The following is a 17,789-nucleotide window of genomic DNA, read 5'->3' on the forward strand; positions in this document are numbered from 1 at the left end:
ATCATTCAATCATCCACACAAAAACGTCCTCAAATTATATTTAGTCCTCAAATTTCTTGATTACCAGGCTGGCATTGACACCGCCAAATCCCAGGGAGTTGGTCAGGGCATAGTGGATATCCATCGGAACGCCCTCGCCCATTGTGTAATCCAGATCGCAGCCCTCGCCTGCCTCTTTTAAACCTGCGGTTGCGTGTACAAATCCATCCTCAATGGATTTCACGCAGGCAATAAACTCAACACCGCCCGCTGCACCTAAAAGATGTCCAATCATCGACTTAGTGGAGTTAATTTTTACCTTGTAAGCGTGATCGCCCAGCGCTTTTTTCACTGCCATCGTCTCGAAGAGATCGTTATGGTGTGTACTGGTTCCATGTGCATTGATGTAATCAATCTTCTCCGGTGCGATACCTGCATCCTTGAGCGCCATCTCCATCGCATACGCTGCGCCGCTTCCATCCTCTGCCGGGGAAGTGATGTGGAATGCATCGTTGCTTCCGCCGTAGCCGACTACCTCTGCCAGAATCTTTGCGCCGCGCTTCTGCGCGTGCTCTAAGGACTCCAGAACTACGATACCAGCGCCCTCGCCCATGACGAAACCATCGCGATCCTTATCAAACGGACGGGATGCCGTCTCCGGGTCATCATTGGTAGAAAGAGCCGTCAGAGACGCGAAACCTGCCATACCGAGCGGTGTGATCGCAGACTCGGTACCACCGGCTACCATCACGTCTGCCTCGCCGTACTGGATCGAGCGGAACGCCTCACCGATAGAGTTCGTACCGGTCGCACAGGCAGTTACCACGTTGATGGATTTGCCCTTTAAACCATAATGCATTGCCACATTGCCGACTGCCATGTTGCTGATCATCATCGGAACGAGCAGCGGGTTCACGCGGTTCGGTCCTTTTTCCAGCATTTTTTTGTGCTCACGTTCCATCGCCTGTAAGCTTCCGATACCGGAACCGATGCTGGTTCCCACGCGGAACGGATCCTCTTTTTCCATATCCAGACCCGCCTGTGCGATCGCCTCACCGGCTGCCGCTACCGCATACTGGGAAAACGGCTCCATACGTCTCGCTGCCTTCGGATCCATGTATTTCTTCGGATCAAAATCCTTCACCTCGCCTGCCAGCTTTGCCTTATAATCGGTTGTATCAAAATATGTGATCGGCGCGATACCGACTTTTTTATCCTTTAATCCCTGCCAGAAGCTTGCTACGTCATTTCCAATCGGAGTGATCGCTCCCAGACCGGTTACTACTACACGTGTCTTATTTCCCATCTAAAAACCTGCCTTTCTATCGTCACAGTTCACACGTTGTGCAAACTGCGACACGATTTTGCCGATGCTTCGCATTCCAAATCGGCAAAATCCGCTGCCACTACGTTATCGTACGGCACTTTCGGTTCCAAAAGTGCCTATCTGTAAAGCACCTTTTCCCTACATCGCCATTCCGCCGTCCACGCACAGAACCTGTCCTGTGATGTAGGCTGCGCGGTCAGAAGCCAGAAATACGGCTGCCTGCGCTACATCCTCGGTCGTACCGAAACGTTTTAACGGAATCTGCTCGCCCATCGCCTTCTTCACATCGTCCGGAAGAACGGCGGTCATTTCCGTATCAATAAATCCCGGTGCAATCGCGTTGACCGTGATACCACGGCTTCCAATCTCCCTTGCCACGGATTTGGTCAGTCCGATCACGCCCGCCTTGGACGCACAGTAATTTGCCTGTCCCGCATTTCCCATCACGCCGGAAACAGAGGAAATATTGATGATGCGTCCGCCCTTCTGCTTTAACATCTGGCGGGATACGTGCTTAATGCAGTTAAATGCGCCCTTTAAGTTCGTATCGATGACGGCGTCAAACTCTTCCTCACTCATCTTCATCAGAAGATTGTCACGGGTAATGCCCGCGTTGTTGACTAAAATATCAATTCTCTTATAGCGGCTGATAATGTCCTTTAAGAACACCTCCGCCGCGCTGTAATCCGAAACATTGCACTGAACGGCTTCCGCCTGTCCGCCCGCCTCGGTAATTTCCTTCACAACTTCCTCTGCTTTTGCCGCAGAGCCATTATAATTGACGATCACCACAGCGCCCTCTTTCGCCATCGAAATAGCGATCTGACGGCCAATGCCGCGGCTGGCACCTGTCACAACTGCTACTTTTCCATTTAACATCCAAGCGCCTCCTTTACTTTGTCGATATCTTCCAGTTTCTCTATATTGAACGCCTTCGCGTTTTTGTCGATTTTACGCATGAAACCAGTCAGGGTCTTACCCGGTCCGATCTCAATAAATGTGTCCACACCGTCTGCTAACATCTTCCGGATCGTCTGCTCCCAGCGGACGGAGGAAGAAACCTGCTTCATCAGAAGCGGTTTTACATCGGCTGCATCGGTCACATAATCTGCCGTCACATTCGCAATATACGGAATCTCCGGTGTATGAATCTCAACGGTATCGAGTACCTTTCCAAGCTTCTCGCCAGCTCCCACTAACATCTTGGAATGGAACGGTCCGCTTACCTTTAACGGAAGAACGCGTTTTGCGCCCGCTTCCTTCAATTTCTCTCCTGCCTCGGCAACCGCCTCTGTCTTACCAGAGATAACAATCTGTCCCGGGCAGTTATAGTTGGCAATCTGCACACCCTCGATCGGCGCGATCACCTCTTCGATCTTCTCTGCATCCATCGCCAGTACGGCAGACATGGCGCCCTGACCAACCGGGACTTCGCCCTGCATCAGAATACCTCTCTGCCGCACGGTACGGATGGCATCTTCGTCAGACATAACGCCTGCAGCCGCCATTGCAGGATACTCTCCCAGGCTCAGGCCCGCAGCCACATCCGGGCGGATTCCAGTACGTTCCATGAATACACGCATCATCGCAAGGCTGGCAGTTACCATCGCCGGCTGCGTATACTCCGTGATATTCAGACGGTCCGTCTGCGCCGGATCAAAGCAAAGATCGGTCATTGAAAACCCAAGGATCTCGCTTGCTTTCTCAAACATCTCGCGTCCCGTTTCCGTTTCCTGATAAAAATCCTGTCCCATGCCAGTGGTCTGTGCGCCCTGACCCGGAAAAATAAATGCAATTTTGCTCATAGCGTTACACTCACTCTCTACTTTCTGCCCAAAAGCGCCTCCGCCTGGGCCATCATTTCTTCAATCATTTCCTTGCAGGTCTGCTCTTTCTTCACCATACCTGCAATCTGTCCAGCCATCACGGTTCCGTTGTCCACGTCACCTTCCATGACTGCCTTCCGAAGCGTTCCAAGTGTTAAATACTCCAGTTCCTCGAACGGGCGTCCCTCTTTTTCCAGCTTCAGATACTCTCTCGTCATCTTATTTCTAAGACAGCGGATCGGATGTCCGTGACTCATACCGGTTACGGTCGAATCAATGTCTTTCGCCTTGATGACTCTGTCCTTGTAAGCCTGGCTTACGATAGATTCCTTCGATACGACGAAGCGGGTTCCCATCTGGACCGCCTCTGCGCCCAGCATAAATGCCGCCGCAATGCCGCGTCCATCTGCGATACCTCCAGCCGCAATCACCGGAATCGAAACCGCATCAACCACCTGCGGAACGAGCGTCATCGTCGTCGCCTCGCCAATGTGTCCGCCGGACTCCATGCCTTCTGCAACGACTGCATCTGCGCCGCTCTTCTCCATCAGACGTGCCTGTGCAACCGAAGCGACAACCGGAATTACCTTAATGCCGGCTTTCTTCCACATGCCCATGTATTTGCCTGGAATACCGGCGCCGGTCGTTACGACCTTGATGCCTTCTTCCACAACTACCTTTGCCACGTCATCCGCATACGGGCTCATCAGCATGACATTGACACCAAACGGCTTCTTTGTCAGCTCTCTCGCCTTGCGGATCTCCTCGCGGACAACCTCACCTGGTGCATTGGCGCCGCCAATTAAGCCCAGACCGCCAGCTTCAGAAACGGCTGCTGCCAGATGATGTTCTGCCACCCATGCCATGCCGCCCTGAATAATCGGGTATTCAATCCCCAACATTTCTGTGATCTTTGTTTTCATTATGCCTCTACACCTTTTTCTTTTAAGTAGTTCATAACATCGCCTACCGTTGCCAGGTTCTGCAGATCCTCAGCCGGGATCTCTACGGAGTACTCGTCCTCCAGAGCCATAACCAGCTCAAACAGATCCAGGGAATCAGCACCCAGATCATCCTTGAAAGAGGAAGCCTCGGTAATGGAATCTGCGTCTACGCTCAGCTGCTCTGCAATAATTTCTTTCATTTTCTCTAACATCGTTTCAATCTCCTTTTTAAATGAATTTTCTTTTTGTGACCGCAAAAATGCAATCACTGTTCTTATATTTTATCAAAAAATGGAATAATGTACATTAGTTTTGCTATATATTTTTTGCTTCTCCAGGCACCTACCAGGTCATCAATGCCGCGCCCCAGGTAAGACCCGCGCCAAAACCTGCCATCACCAGCGTATCGCCGCGTTTTAAGCGTCCGTCCCGGTGCATTTCATCCAGGAGAATCGGAATCGAAGCCGCCGACGTATTGCCGTAGCGCTCGATATTGACCGGAATCTTGTCCATCGGAACCTTCAGACGGCGCGACGTCGCTTCCAGAATCCGGATATTCGCCTGATGCAGCAGATAATGCTGTACCGCCTCGCGGTCCGTTCCGGTCTCCTCCAGAATCGCATTCACAATCTCCGGTACCTTCTTCACCGCAAACTTGAAGACTTCCTGACCGTCCATCTGCATAAAACCAAGCTCGGGTCTGCCGCCCGTCAGGCAGTTTTCAAGACTTCTCGCCTGGCAGTACAGAACGTCGTTCTTCGTTCCGTCGCTGCCGACCAGCGTCTTCACCACACCCGTCTCGTCCGCCCGGACAACCGCCGCGCCCGCGCCATCACCAAACAGGATGCAGGAACTGCGGTCCGTCCAGTCTAACACCTTGCTCAGTGTCTCCGCTCCGATGATCAGCGCTGTCTTGTAGATGCCCGCCTGAATAAATCCCTGCACAATATGTAAGGCGTAAATAAATCCGGAACATGCCGCCGTGATGTCAAACGCCACCGCGTGTTTCGCCCCGATGGCTCCCTGTACATCCGCCGCCGCACTCGGGAACGCCCGATCCGGGGAAGAAGTCGCCACAATCACGATCTCAATCTCCTCCGGAGAAATGCCCGCGTCCGCGATCGCGCGCTTCGCCGCCTCTGTCGCCAACGCCGAGGTTCCCTCGCTCGTCGAGACATGTCTGGCTCCAATACCCGTCCGTTCCCGGATCCAGGCATCATTTGTATCAAGAAATTTCGTCAAATCCTGATTCGTCACAACCTGCTCCGGCGCATACGCGCCAATTCCAATGATTCTAGCTGTCATTTTCTCGTTTAACTCCGCTTCTTCTATAAAAGATAGTTTTAATTTCAAATGGTTTGATATTCAAATTAATTTAGAGTGTAGCGGAGAATCTGGGGTTTGTCAAGGATAACTTGTAAATGAACGGCAGGATTCTGGTGAGAAGACGCAACCCGGACAGAGAAGAGCCGCCCCCAATCTTCCGGAAAACGCTCTCGCTCTTGCACTCGCTGCAGCGGACACTAAGCTCGAAAAAACCTCGCTAAGTGCCGGCGCGAGTGATGTTTCCTACAGATTGGGGGCGGCTCTTCTCCTGAAATACGCATCACTTGAAATACATAAAAATTAGGATACCGCGGTTTCCTTTTTCGTTGTATAATTATAAGACATAGGTATCTTTATTGTATCTATACAGAAATTTGTATACTATATTATCTATATATTACCCTATTAAAAGGAGGAGTTGCTATGCAGAGTATTCTTGTATGTGACGATGACAAACAGATCGTGGAAGCGATTGACATATACTTAACCGGTGAGGGATTTGAGGTTATCAAGGCATATGACGGCGCGGAGGCACTGGAACTTTTAAAAACGCACACCGTGAATTTGATGATTCTGGACGTTATGATGCCAGGGTTAGATGGCATCCGGACGACGCTGAAGGTGCGTGAAACCAGCAGCATCCCGATCATTATTCTTTCCGCGAAGTCTGAGGATGCGGACAAGATTCTGGGCTTAAATATCGGGGCAGATGATTATATCACGAAGCCGTTTAACCCACTGGAACTGGTCGCCCGCGTGAAATCGCAGCTCCGCCGCTACACGCAGCTGGGAAATATGAACAATCAGATGGGCAACCACGTATTCAAATGCGGCGGCTTGCAGATCAACGATGAAAATAAGGAAGTAACCGTGGACGGCGAACTCATCAAGCTGACACCGATCGAGTACAACATCCTGCTTCTGCTCGTTAAAAACGCCGGAAAAGTCTTCTCCATCGACCAGATCTACGAGGCGATCTGGAATGAGGAGGCGATCGGCGCGGACAATACAGTTGCGGTTCATATCCGCCATATCCGCGAAAAGATCGAAATTAACCCGAGGGAGCCGCGCTATCTGAAGGTTGTCTGGGGTGTTGGATATAAAATTGAGAAGCAGTAAAAATGTGAATCATCCATCTAACAGAAGTTAGGAGTTGCAAAATTTATGACAAAACTCTCACATATTCCGATGCAGATCCAGAAATGGATCGCCAGCCTCGCGCATCTGTTTTTCCTGATTCTGGGACTCATCGGTATCAGCCTCATGTATATCAATGGAAATTTCGGGCTGGGGCTGACCGGCATTGGCTCGGTTCCTTATGAGGACACCGCGGAATTTAACACACAATTTAATAACGATCTGAACGATATCTTCCTATATATGGAATATCAGGACGTCTTCGGTGCCGACAGCTCGATCGACCTCTCGCGCCGGATGCTCAAAATGACCTTTGGACCAAGCGAGACCGAAAATTTCTCCCTGTCCTCCCTGATTTCCTATCTGGAATCCATGGGGTACCAGCTCGACGACGACTTTAACTGCCAGAAGGTTTCTGAACCGGCAGACGGCGTCAAGAGCCGCGAAGGCTACGTCGAATGGTCGGTTCAAGAGCCGCAGCGGATCTACAGCTACCGTTCTGCCAGCCGGAAGCGCAGCACATTGGAGGATGCGGCGGTCGAGATCATGGACACACTGCATCGTTATTACACAGTGTATAACCGTTTCGTCGCCAATCCATCCAACCTGCATTTTAAAATCCAGTACACGGAGCCAGATTCGGATCAGAGCGAAACAACCCAGTTTACAAACACCGATTCCCTGACACCGGAAAATGTCAAGGAATACGGGCGCTACGCGTACCTGCCGGGCAATTCCGTTTTCTACGACACCAACATGAAAGCGATCCCGCTCAGCAGCATTTCCGCACTGGCATCCAATAACCCGTACACCGGCAGCGACTATTATCTGCTGATCGGAATCGATACAAATTATCCAGTCACTGACCTTTACGCGCGCACGCATACCGCATACCTGCACCGGCAGCACCTGTATCTGACCGGATTTGCACTGACAATCTTTGCAACGATCGGACTGCTTTTAAGCTTCCTGTTTCTGTTCCGGGTGTCCGGCTACCAGAGTTACCGCAGCTTCGACGTGACGCTGCACGGCTTCGACAAGAGCGGCACTGAAACCGGCATCGTCTTTTTTGCCGCCATGACCGCGATCGCCCTGGTTGTAAGCGACCTGATTCTCATCCGCATCCTGCATCTGGTCATTCCATCGCAGTATTGGTACTTCTCCGATCACAGCCTGCAGGCGCTGGTCCTGTATCTGGGCGGACTGCTGCTCTTTTTCAGCCTCCTGCGCCGCTACCGCGCCGGTACCCTGTGGACCTCCAGCCTGATCTGCCGGATTCAGAAGAAAATGTTGATCCTCAAAACACGGCAGAACTTCCGCAGCCGCCTAGGCATCGGATTTGTTCTCTATCTTGCAATCAACACAGCGCTTATCAGCCTTGCCTGGTATTTCTGGGACCGCGTGTATGCAAATTTATACGTTGTTTACCTGCTGACAGGTCTGACTGTGCTGGTATTTCTGCTGTTTAACCTGTGGATCTTTTACATACTGTTCCGGCAGGCAAGCGAACAGGAATCCATCCGCGATGCCGTCCGCCAGCTCTCCGCCGGGGAGACCAGCTATCAGCTTGATCTCGATGAATTTGACGGTCCGGAGCTCACGCTGGCAGAGGGACTCAACAACATCAGTTCCGGTCTTGAAACCGCCCTTCAGGAGAAAATGAAGAGCGAACGCCTCAAAACCAACCTGATTACCAACGTTTCGCACGACATCAAAACGCCGCTGACCTCGATTATAAATTATGTAAACCTAATGAAACGGGAACATATTGAAGATGCGCGGATCAATGCCTATCTCGATGTGCTCGACCAGAAATCACAGCGTCTCAAAACACTGATTGAAGACCTCGTCGAGGCATCCAAGGCAAGCTCCGGCAATGTGAAGCTCGAATTTACCGACATTGACCTCGTCCAGATGGCATTTCAGACCAACGGCGAATTTGAAGAAAAACTGGATGCCAGACATCTGCAGCTCATCATCAATGCCCCGCGGGAACCACTGATGATCCGGGCCGACGGTCGCCGCCTGTGGCGCGTACTTGAAAACCTGTACAACAACGTCTGCAAATATGCGATGGAGGGCAGCCGCGTCTACGTAGACCTCGCCCGCGTTCCCGGAAATCCAGAAACCGGTACTGCTGGCCAGGCAGTCTTCACCATCAAAAATATATCTGCCAATCCGCTCAACATCCGTGCGGACGAGCTGACCGAACGTTTCGTGCGCGGCGACGTCGCCCGCACCACCGAGGGAAGCGGACTGGGACTATCGATCGCCAAAGATCTGACGGAACTGCAGAAAGGGCAGTTTAGTTTGTATATCGATGGGGACCTGTTTAAGGCACAGGTGGCGTTTGATTTGGTGGAGAAAACGACGGAGAAGGCGGTTGAGGACGCAGAAATAATAGAAGAAACCGATGCTGCCGAAGCGGCTGAAAAGCCGAAAAAGGACGATGAACTGAAAAAAACAAATATATCGGAAGAAGCTACTATTCAAAAAGAGGTAAACGGCGAATCTTCCGAAAATGCTATCAATGAAACCATAAACACTACGGAAAATTCAAGAAATGAATAAAAATTTATGAATTGAGGACTTTATCCTATGAAACGCACTCATATCATGATCGCAGTCTTCTTCGCCTGCATCCTCTCCCCCAACCTGCTGTTTCCTATCCTGAAAACCACAGCCGATGAGGGCACCGGCGAAAACCGCAGTCTGGCGGCATTTCCAACTCTGTCGCTGGAAACCATCGATACCTTTCCATCCGATGTTGAAGACTGGATCAACGACCATGCGGCGTTCCGCAACCGCTTCTTAAGCCTGAACGCCCGCTTAAACCTCTCCTTATTCCAGTTCGGAGACTCGCAGGACGTCATCACCGGAAAAGATGGCTGGTACTTTTACACGCTCGGAAGCTCTGTCGAGGACTTCCTCGGCACCAACCGTTTTTCCGCCGGGGAACTCCAGATGCTGGCAGACAAACTCCAGACCGTCCACGACGCCTGGAAAGAAAAAGGCACCGAATTTATCTTCCTGTGTGCGCCCAATAAAGAAGGCGTATACAGCGAATACCTCCCGGACGGCTTTACCGCACCGGACGGACCTACCCGCCGCAGTGAACTGCTCGATTATCTGGAAATACACACAAATGTCCCAGTTGTCAATCCATACCCGGAGCTCAAAAACCGCCGGGACTATCAGTGGTATTTCAAAACCGATACCCACTGGAACGATGCTGCCGGATTTCTCGTCTCCGGGCAGATCATCGATGCCGCTGGCGGCACCTCCACGCCGATCGAGGACGTCACTGTCACCTATGAGCCACGCGATCCGGGCGATCTGGCGAACCTGTTCCACATGCCAGAATCCATGTGCGACGATACCAAAGCAGATGTATCCGGTTATCGAAACAACGTAACCATCCACTACGACAGTGCCTCTGACGATGGCAACATCGCCCACATCTCAGCAGTCCAGACGCCCGACCCGCGCCGCATCGCGATTTACCGTGACTCCTTCGGAACCGCCCTGTTAGCAGGACTGCCGAAATACTTCGCGCATACCGATTTCTATCACTGGCAGGCATTCGAGCCGGAATTTTTGAACGAAAATAAGCCGGATGTGCTGGTGTATGAGGTGGTGGAACGGGATTTGGGGAGAATGATGGAGGATTTGGAGAAATTGATGCCAACGCAAAAATAATATGTGCATTTTTTTATTTAAACAGTGCAAAAAAACTTTCGAATTTAAAAGAAATGTGATACAATCAATCTATGGATGCCACCATAACACGGTAGGCGGCTTGGTCCTCTTTCAGAGGGCTGCGTACCCTCTGATTACATAGATACCTGCAAGGGAATCTACCTGAGAGGAGGGATGCCATATGGAAATCATTGGAATTGTACTAGCGATTTTGAGTTTCGGCGCAACTTGCTTCAAAGCCGGATATTCACTTGGCAAAGATGTAGAAAAAAGCGCAAAAAAATAGCCGCCCATCCTGACACGATTGCGGCTATTTTCTTGTCTTAATCACTAGGGAACCAAACCGTCTATCGGTGGCATCCTTTATATATAATATAACATTATAGTCCGTAAGATTCAAGCGAAATTACAATTTTTTAGCAATTTAAAAATTTGCAATTTTCATTTCACCATTTTATCTGAATCAGCAGATAGCTTCCCATCCATTTCATGATTCCGAAACCATCCGCCGATCCGGATAAAAATCAAAAATTCTCCTACAGCTCCCTCTTCACCAGCTCCAACGCCGAAGCAATCACCGCATCCATATCATAATACTTATACTCGCCCAGACGACCGCCAAAGATCACCTTCTCTTCCTTCTTGGCCAGCTCTTTGTACTTCTCATACAGCGCGCCATTCTTCGCATCATTGACCGGATAATACGGCTCATCGCCTAACTTCCACTCAGAACTGTACTCGCGGCTGATGACCGTCTTCGGCAGATCATTGCCGTCTGCATCCTTGCCAAACTCAAACCATTTATGCTCGATAATACGCGTCCACGGAGTCTCCGCATCCGTATAGTTCACTGCCGCATTGCCCTGGAAATTCGGGATATCCAGAACCTCTGTATCAAAGCGGACGGAGCGATACTCCAACACGCCCAGCGAATACTCAAAATACGCATCGATCGCGCCGGTGTAAACTACTTTCTTTGCCATCGCATCCCAATCAGCCTTATTCTCAAAATAATCCTCTTCCAGACGAACCTCGATGCCATCCAGCATATTGGCAACCATCTTCGTATAGCCGCCCACCGGGATTCCCTGATACAGGGCGTTGAAATAGTTGTTGTCAAAGGTCAGACGAACCGGAAGACGCTTGATGATGAAGGATGGAAGATCCTTGCACTCTCTTCCCCACTGCTTCTGTGTATAGCCCTTGATCAGCTTCTCATAAATATCCGTGCCAACCAGGCTGATCGCCTGCTCTTCCAGGTTCTTCGGCTCCGTGATGCCTGCTGCCTTGCGCTGTTCCTCGATCTTCGCCGCTGCCTCCTGCGGAGTCACGACACCCCACATCTTGTTGAAGGTGTACATATTGAACGGCAGGGAATACAGCTCGCCGTGGTAATTCGCCACCGGGGAGTTTGTAAAACGGTTAAACTCCGCGAACTGGTTCACATAACTCCAGACCTCTTTATTATTCGTATGGAAAATATGCGCGCCATACTTGTGAACCTGGATGCCCTCCATCGGCTCTGTATACACATTTCCTGCAATATTCGGACGGCGGTCAATTACCAGAACCTTCTTGCCCGCTTTCTTCGCCTCATGGGCGAATACGGCACCGTAGAGACCGGCGCCTACTATTAAATAATCGTACATGTTGGTTTTCTCCTTGTCACGTGTTGTTATACTTGTGATTTATTTATAACATACAACGACAATTTAAACAAGAATATCCCGTCAGCTTCAAGCATTCCCCAAAACAAACTCTCAATTTGGACACAATACCTTATTAATACTCCATTAGGATACATGAGTCCTATGGAGTACAGACGTAGACTTGGATTGGCTGTTTAACCTGTCCAAGAAAATGTCCGCACCCTCCCCTCTCAGGGCGAGTCCAAAATCTTCAAGAACACTTTTACTATGTATTATCCTTCAACCCATAACACTGGTACAACATATCTGTCATTTTCTTCTTATCTGTTCCTCTTATACCCAAAGACTTTAAATCCACTGTTTCATCAGCTATTTCAGATAAGAACTCTTTCATATCCTCTGCTATTTCCGGACTGAGAACTTGCCTTGTATTGGCTGTGATTAACTGTGCTAATCGGAACACATCGTTTTTATGTTTCTTTATATTTTTGCTGTCAACCTGCTCTCCATTCAGCTTGCGTTCCTTTAAATCCAGCCACGCTTTCGCCTTAAATGGTATCAGACAAGTCGGACTTAATACCGGAATGCCATCAACCATCAATTGTCCGGTTTTTAGCAATTCATAATACGCTTCATTTAAAAGGATTGCCGACAAGCTGGAGATTTCATCGTCTATCGGAAGCGGTGTGAGAACTGCATCATCTTCCCATATAACAAAATCCGGATTTCTGGAAAATATTTCTATCATATATGGATATTCTTTGCTTTTCGGAGATGTGAAACGATAAAACTGTGTATTTCCGGTACTTTTATTCAAATGCTCATATCCTGCTTCCTTGACATACTCCCAGAACTGCCTACCGAACTCCGCTGTTATGGATTCGACAATCAATACAATATCTACATCTTTTGTAGCACGAAACGGTAATTCTTCATTTTCCATAATCAAATCACAAGCTGTCCCGCCGATGATAACATATTGATTTTCAAAACCCTGAAATCTTTCCTTAAATTTTGTAAATCCGCTGACCATTACTCCTTCAACCTTCTTTCCTGCAATTCATCTACTGCTTCTTCAATTCTCTCATCGTTTGTATCTCCAAAAGATAAAACAATGGAAATATCGTCAGCACTGTTATCCTCTGAAAATTGTTTCGGGTTGTATGCCCATAATTCAAGTCTTACCTGCTTATCCGGGTCTATCAATTCATCGGTCAGCAAAGTTTTATCATAATCCCTCTCACTGATTGCATAGGTAGCAACTCGGCTTGGATTTAGCATTGTTTTTTCAGAAAGTGCCGTCCCCCCTGCAAAGACCATATTTTCTGTAACTTGCGTCTTATCTATATATCCTGCTTTGCGGACAGGTGTTGTCAAATATACTTTTGCTTTTTCAAATAATTCATCTCTGTTATATTTTGACTCAATAAACTTGTTGACACCGTCTTTTGCTACAAGAAACAAATCCGTCGCTTCCAACTGCTTTACTGCTCTGGTCAAGGTCATCGCTGTAAATGGAAGCACTTTTCCGGCTTCTGAAATATACAATCGTTTTTTCTTACTATACAGATAAAACAAAAACAACTGCTGTGTTGAGCAAACAAACTTACCTGTCAGCTTTTGGGGTTCTTTCTCATCAGAAAGCATTGTCCCGATGAAAGGAAGAAAGACCTGCTTATCAGTAATAAACGGTATATTATTTTCTATAAGGCTTTTTCTTCGATAATTAGATACCGACGCAAATTCAAATACGACTGGTACATTATCAATCTGCTGTATTTTTGTAATCTGTTTTTTCAATGCCGGAAGTGTGGCAAGTTCTTCTGTCGGAGTAAGCATTATACAGCGTCTGTTTCCAATATATGCTGTGTGAAAATTATAACTTCCTGCAATATAAACAGGCAAAGAATCCTGATGATTCCATGCTTCATATTTTATAGAAATCCCGAATACGCTTGTAAGCATATTTTCCATTCCTCCTTAACTCAATTTCTTTCATTTTAACTTAGCTAATGTTAAAAGTAAAGTTTTTGAGTTATTTTAAGTTTATTGCTAATGTGAACTTCCAGAAATTTTACAACTAATTATATGTTTCATTTTTTTCATACGTCCCCGCCTCTACATCCGCCTGCCACACTCCCATACAAGAGTATCATCCAAAACATCGGCTGCCGGTAATTCACAAGGAAAAAACTCTCCGCCAGAAGTCCAATCACAGCGCAGGTCATAGCCGCATCTATGCGTCGCAGCTTGCGTCCAAGCCAGACCAACAAACAACTAGTCGGAATTAAACCATAGCAAAACATCACACTGAACAGGCAGCAATGAATCTCATTCACCTGACTAGCCAGTGTAAATCGGTCAAAACCGCCCTCTCCAGCTCCATACAAAAGATACTGAGGGTACAGTACCAGCTTCTCCATTCCACGATCCAGAAAAAGTCCCAGCAGACCGCCATGAGCCACCTTCCATATCTTCTCCTGAATCCGCGTCAACATGTTATAATCCACCGTCTTCACATCAAAATCCGCTGCAGGCCATATCCACCACAAAAACAGGCCAAACAGAACCACTCCGATGACGATTCCCAGGGTCCACACTTTCATAGACACACCTTTTCTGCATCCCACCCGGTACAGGGCATGCAAAACAGCCAGAACCGTAAAAATCAAAACTCCCAGCAAAATTCCCGTAGACTTCGATGCCGCAATCACCGGCAGCGCCAGCACATAAAACACAGGAAAGCTCCGATCCCCAAACCGGCACCGGTACAGATACAAAAGCAATATCATCATAAACAGGAAAAACGCCAGCTGATTCGGATCATTAAAGGTTCCCTGATAGCGAACCGCACCCCAGTATTCCCGGAAGATACGTCCGCGCCCCGTCAGATATATCAGCAGCTGCACTCCGATATTCACCTTAACCACACGATTAATCCCGGTCAAAAAAGCTTTTCCGCCATATTCCGCCAGATAGCAGAAACTCCAGATAGCACAGGCATTGAAGATCCAAAAGCAAGTATACTTAGAAAATTCACCACGACCAAGACGAATCCCATAATATGCATTAATCATCAAAACAGATGCCAGAAACACATAAAACAGGCCTTCTGTCTTCAGCTGCAAGAGCCGCTCCGGTCTTCTTCTCATACAGTCACATAACAACATAAAAAAAGAGGCGAACAGACATACATCCGCCGCCTCCATCCTCCCTGAAGGGAATAAATAAAATTGTTTCAAAAATATAAAAAGCAAAAAAAATAAGACCGCCGCTGCCGTCCCATTTCCATCCGGTATACTTCTATTCCATTTCTGCAAAACGTCCATAGATCTCCCTCATCTTCTTTTCCACTGCATCCAGACTAAATTCCTGGCTTCGCTGGATGCAGGCTTCACCCATCTCTTTCCAGCGATTCTTCCTGGACAGCATATCCTCAAGAGCTTCTGCCCAGACATCTGCATCCTGAAGCTGGTTAAGCATAAAACCGCCCGGGCAAAGCTTTCTTTTCCGATCCGCCGACAGGGTCCAGCTATCTCCCATCAGATCCGTATTGCCCCGAATCTCCGAACAGATCACCGGAAGCCCGCTGGCCATAGCCTCCAGCATCGCCCGCGGCAGCCCTTCCTGAAGGGATGGAAAAAGGAAGATATCCGAAGCTCCAAAGATCTCCAGCATATCTTCCCTGTATCCTAAAAACGATATATGATCTGCAATTCCAAGCCTGTCCGCCAACCCATGAAGATGCTCATTCAATTCTCCATGTCCGCACAAAAGCAGATGCAGCTTTTCATATGCACTACGATGCGGCTCATCCTTCATTCTGGCAAGCATCCGGAACAGAACCTCCTGATTCTTCCTGGGTATCATCTCCCCGGATGTCAGAAGCACCACCTGATCAGGCCGCATCCCCAGCCTTTCTCTCTTCCTCTGCCTTTCCTCATCCCCAGGAAGTCGAAACTGAGAACTATCTATCCCCACTCCCGGCACATAATCCACATACTTCGCATGAAGCTTCCGCTTCGCCAGCTCATAATCTTCCCGGTTAATACAGATCTGCTGATCCGTATACCGCGAAAGAAACTTCTCCATCGGATAATAAAACAGCCAGTTCTTCCAAGGCGCCCCCTTAAAAAAATGGAATCCGTGCGCCGTATAAATCATCGGTCCCGTCTGCGAGGCATGCGCCGCCAGCCGCGCCATCACACCTCCCATCGGCGTGTGACAATGTACCAGCGAAAAATGTTCCCGCCGCATCAAATCAACCATCTGCCGGTACACCAGCCGGTTCTTGGCATCGAACGGGCTCCGGATAAAATCAATCTGATGGCAGATGATCCCCGTACCATACAGCCGGTGATTATCCGTTCCATACGACGGTGTATGAAAATTTGAAGCATAATGGACCTCATATCCAAGCCTCTGTAAAATGCGGACATTGTTCATCTCAAACTGGGGGACAAAACCGCTGACGTGGGTTACCAGAAGGGCCTTTTTAGGCATTTTATTTTCCCCTTTCATATCATGTTGCATTTTTATATTCATATGAAGCATCCTCCAAATATCACCTGCCTCTCTCCTCATCGTTTGATTGTTTTTGCCATCATTTTCACCCAACCAAAAATAGCGGCTACAAAATTGTAGCCGCCTTAACTTATGTTAATTTACTATTCTATTTCCATAAATACTCCGGATAAACCTCTTCTTCCATCATCTCCCGGAATTTCTTCTGAGCGAATTTATGTCTTTTTTAATCACTCATTCAAAATTTCTCTAAATTTGACAGTTTTTCATCTTTCCATATCTTATCTTTATATTTCCGAAGCCAATTTATTAAAGGTTTTTCGTAGAATGCGTTTATTATAGACGAAATTGCCACTACACAAATACAATATAATCCCCATATAAAATAATTATCATAAGAACCATTAATCTTACTAACTTTATTAATAAAATCCATTGTTAATTGCACTGGATAATGACACATATAAATTGTAAAAGATATTTTCCCTAAATATTGTAATGGTTTTAATAGTAAAAAACATCTAATAAGTTTAACTGTTGTAATTAAATAAATCATTATTGGATATATTATAAAAACAAATCCACTTAACATATACCACCAATCACCATGACTCCATACATCTACACCGCCAAAATAATAAATCAACACAACTATCAATAATATACTAAACATTATTAATTTTAATCGTATTCCACCCTGATATGCTTTCAAAAGCAAAAAATATAATAGACTACCAAAGAAGAAAGCAATCATACCTCTTCCAATATTAGCATTTACCAAAGTAAATGTGCTTCCTTTCCAATCTGACTTTTCTAGTGTATATCCTACAATTATCAGCCCCCAACATATAGCAAAATATGTGTGTTTTGTTTTTGTCATCTTGCAGATAACAAAAAAAACAATATACATTAAAACTTCTATACATACCGTCCATGATATAGCATTAAAATTTGCATCTGTCTGTAGCCCATAATTCTGTATCATCAATAAATTCAATACAAAATGATGTACGTCATTATACTGGTAAGTAAATGTTCCAACACTGAATATTTTTCTAAGAATCAGCATAAATGTTACATAAAACAAAGTTCCATAATACAATGGTGCCAATCTCACAAAACGAGAATAAATAAAATCACTAAACGACACTTCACTATTAGCAATTCTTTTCATATAAAACGCAGTAAATGTTAAGCCAGATATCAGAAAGAAAAATTCAACCAAAATTCTCCCATCTAAATATCCATTCCAAAATCTTAATAATACGAAATTTGGATTTATATTGTCATGCCAATGTAAAAAACACGCTATTATTAATGCAGCAATTCCTCTCACTCCATCTAACGGACGTAATCTATCACTCATTTTATCTCCCGA

At 47.2% G+C, this 17,789-nt stretch carries 15 protein-coding genes; 3 read left to right on the forward strand and 12 right to left on the reverse strand.

Going from position 1 to position 17,789, the window contains the following annotated elements; translation table 11 throughout:
* Window positions 1-40 precede the first annotated feature (40 nt).
* The 6 genes from fabF to DW931_RS09560 form a co-directional block, all read right to left on the reverse strand.
* Complete coding sequence (fabF, locus tag DW931_RS09535; protein WP_118482516.1) at window positions 41-1,285, reverse strand: beta-ketoacyl-ACP synthase II; 1,245 nt, start codon at window positions 1,283-1,285, stop codon at window positions 41-43.
* Between the two features lie 159 nt (window positions 1,286-1,444).
* Window positions 1,445-2,185, reverse strand: coding sequence for a 3-oxoacyl-[acyl-carrier-protein] reductase (gene fabG / locus DW931_RS09540; protein WP_118482517.1), 741 nt, complete (start codon window positions 2,183-2,185; stop codon window positions 1,445-1,447).
* Window positions 2,179-3,111, reverse strand: a complete 933-nt coding sequence (fabD, locus tag DW931_RS09545) for an ACP S-malonyltransferase (protein WP_022360535.1) — start codon at window positions 3,109-3,111, stop codon at window positions 2,179-2,181. The genes fabG and fabD overlap by 7 nt, the downstream gene beginning before the upstream one ends.
* Before the next feature lie 17 nt (window positions 3,112-3,128).
* Window positions 3,129-4,055 carry an enoyl-[acyl-carrier-protein] reductase FabK gene (gene fabK, locus DW931_RS09550; RefSeq protein WP_118482518.1) on the reverse strand — a complete coding sequence of 309 codons (927 nt, stop codon included), beginning with the start codon at window positions 4,053-4,055 and terminating at the stop codon, window positions 3,129-3,131.
* Window positions 4,055-4,288, reverse strand: a complete 234-nt coding sequence (acpP, locus tag DW931_RS09555; protein WP_022360533.1) for an acyl carrier protein — start codon at window positions 4,286-4,288, stop codon at window positions 4,055-4,057. Before acpP ends, fabK begins: the two co-directional genes overlap by 1 nt.
* A 130-nt stretch (window positions 4,289-4,418) precedes the next feature.
* Entirely contained in the window at window positions 4,419-5,381 is a 963-nt protein-coding gene (locus tag DW931_RS09560; protein WP_118482519.1) for a beta-ketoacyl-ACP synthase III, read from the reverse strand.
* Between the two features lie 444 nt (window positions 5,382-5,825).
* Here DW931_RS09560 and DW931_RS09565 point away from each other — a divergent pair, with 444 nt between their 5' ends.
* The 3 genes from DW931_RS09565 to DW931_RS09575 are packed head-to-tail and all read left to right on the forward strand — an operon-like array spanning window position 5,826 to window position 10,238.
* Entirely contained in the window at window positions 5,826-6,521 is a 696-nt protein-coding gene (locus tag DW931_RS09565; protein WP_022360531.1) for a response regulator transcription factor, read from the forward strand.
* A gap of 45 nt (window positions 6,522-6,566) precedes the next feature.
* The gene (locus DW931_RS09570; protein WP_118482520.1) at window positions 6,567-9,110 is read left to right on the forward strand and encodes a HAMP domain-containing sensor histidine kinase; all 2,544 of its coding nucleotides are present in this window, start codon (window positions 6,567-6,569) and stop codon (window positions 9,108-9,110) included.
* A gap of 27 nt (window positions 9,111-9,137) precedes the next feature.
* On the forward strand, window positions 9,138-10,238 hold the full coding sequence (locus tag DW931_RS09575) for an alginate O-acetyltransferase (RefSeq protein WP_118626952.1): 1,101 nt from the start codon (window positions 9,138-9,140) through the stop codon (window positions 10,236-10,238).
* Between the two features lie 536 nt (window positions 10,239-10,774).
* On the opposite strand, the gene glf is transcribed toward DW931_RS09575, so the two are convergent.
* The 6 genes from glf to DW931_RS09605 all read right to left on the reverse strand — a co-directional run bounded on the left by glf (window position 10,775) and on the right by DW931_RS09605 (window position 17,777).
* Window positions 10,775-11,887, reverse strand: a complete 1,113-nt coding sequence (gene glf, locus DW931_RS09580) for a UDP-galactopyranose mutase (protein ID WP_118482521.1) — start codon at window positions 11,885-11,887, stop codon at window positions 10,775-10,777.
* A 265-nt stretch (window positions 11,888-12,152) separates the two neighbouring features.
* Window positions 12,153-12,920, reverse strand: coding sequence for a hypothetical protein (locus DW931_RS09585; protein WP_118482522.1), 768 nt, complete (start codon window positions 12,918-12,920; stop codon window positions 12,153-12,155).
* Entirely contained in the window at window positions 12,920-13,861 is a 942-nt protein-coding gene (locus tag DW931_RS09590) for a MarR family transcriptional regulator (RefSeq protein WP_243015369.1), read from the reverse strand. The genes DW931_RS09585 and DW931_RS09590 overlap by 1 nt, the downstream gene beginning before the upstream one ends.
* Before the next feature lie 128 nt (window positions 13,862-13,989).
* The gene (locus tag DW931_RS09595) at window positions 13,990-15,015 is read right to left on the reverse strand and encodes a hypothetical protein (protein WP_147353588.1); all 1,026 of its coding nucleotides are present in this window, start codon (window positions 15,013-15,015) and stop codon (window positions 13,990-13,992) included.
* Between the two features lie 175 nt (window positions 15,016-15,190).
* A complete protein-coding gene (locus tag DW931_RS09600; protein WP_181986241.1) occupies window positions 15,191-16,390 on the reverse strand; it encodes a glycosyltransferase family 4 protein in 1,200 nt (399 codons plus the stop codon).
* A 259-nt stretch (window positions 16,391-16,649) separates the two neighbouring features.
* Window positions 16,650-17,777, reverse strand: coding sequence for an acyltransferase (locus tag DW931_RS09605; RefSeq protein WP_118626953.1), 1,128 nt, complete (start codon window positions 17,775-17,777; stop codon window positions 16,650-16,652).
* Window positions 17,778-17,789 lie beyond the last annotated feature (12 nt).

This window comes from Clostridium sp. AM43-3BH (assembly GCF_003479985.1).
Lineage (GTDB): Bacteria > Bacillota > Clostridia > Lachnospirales > Lachnospiraceae > Otoolea > Otoolea fessa.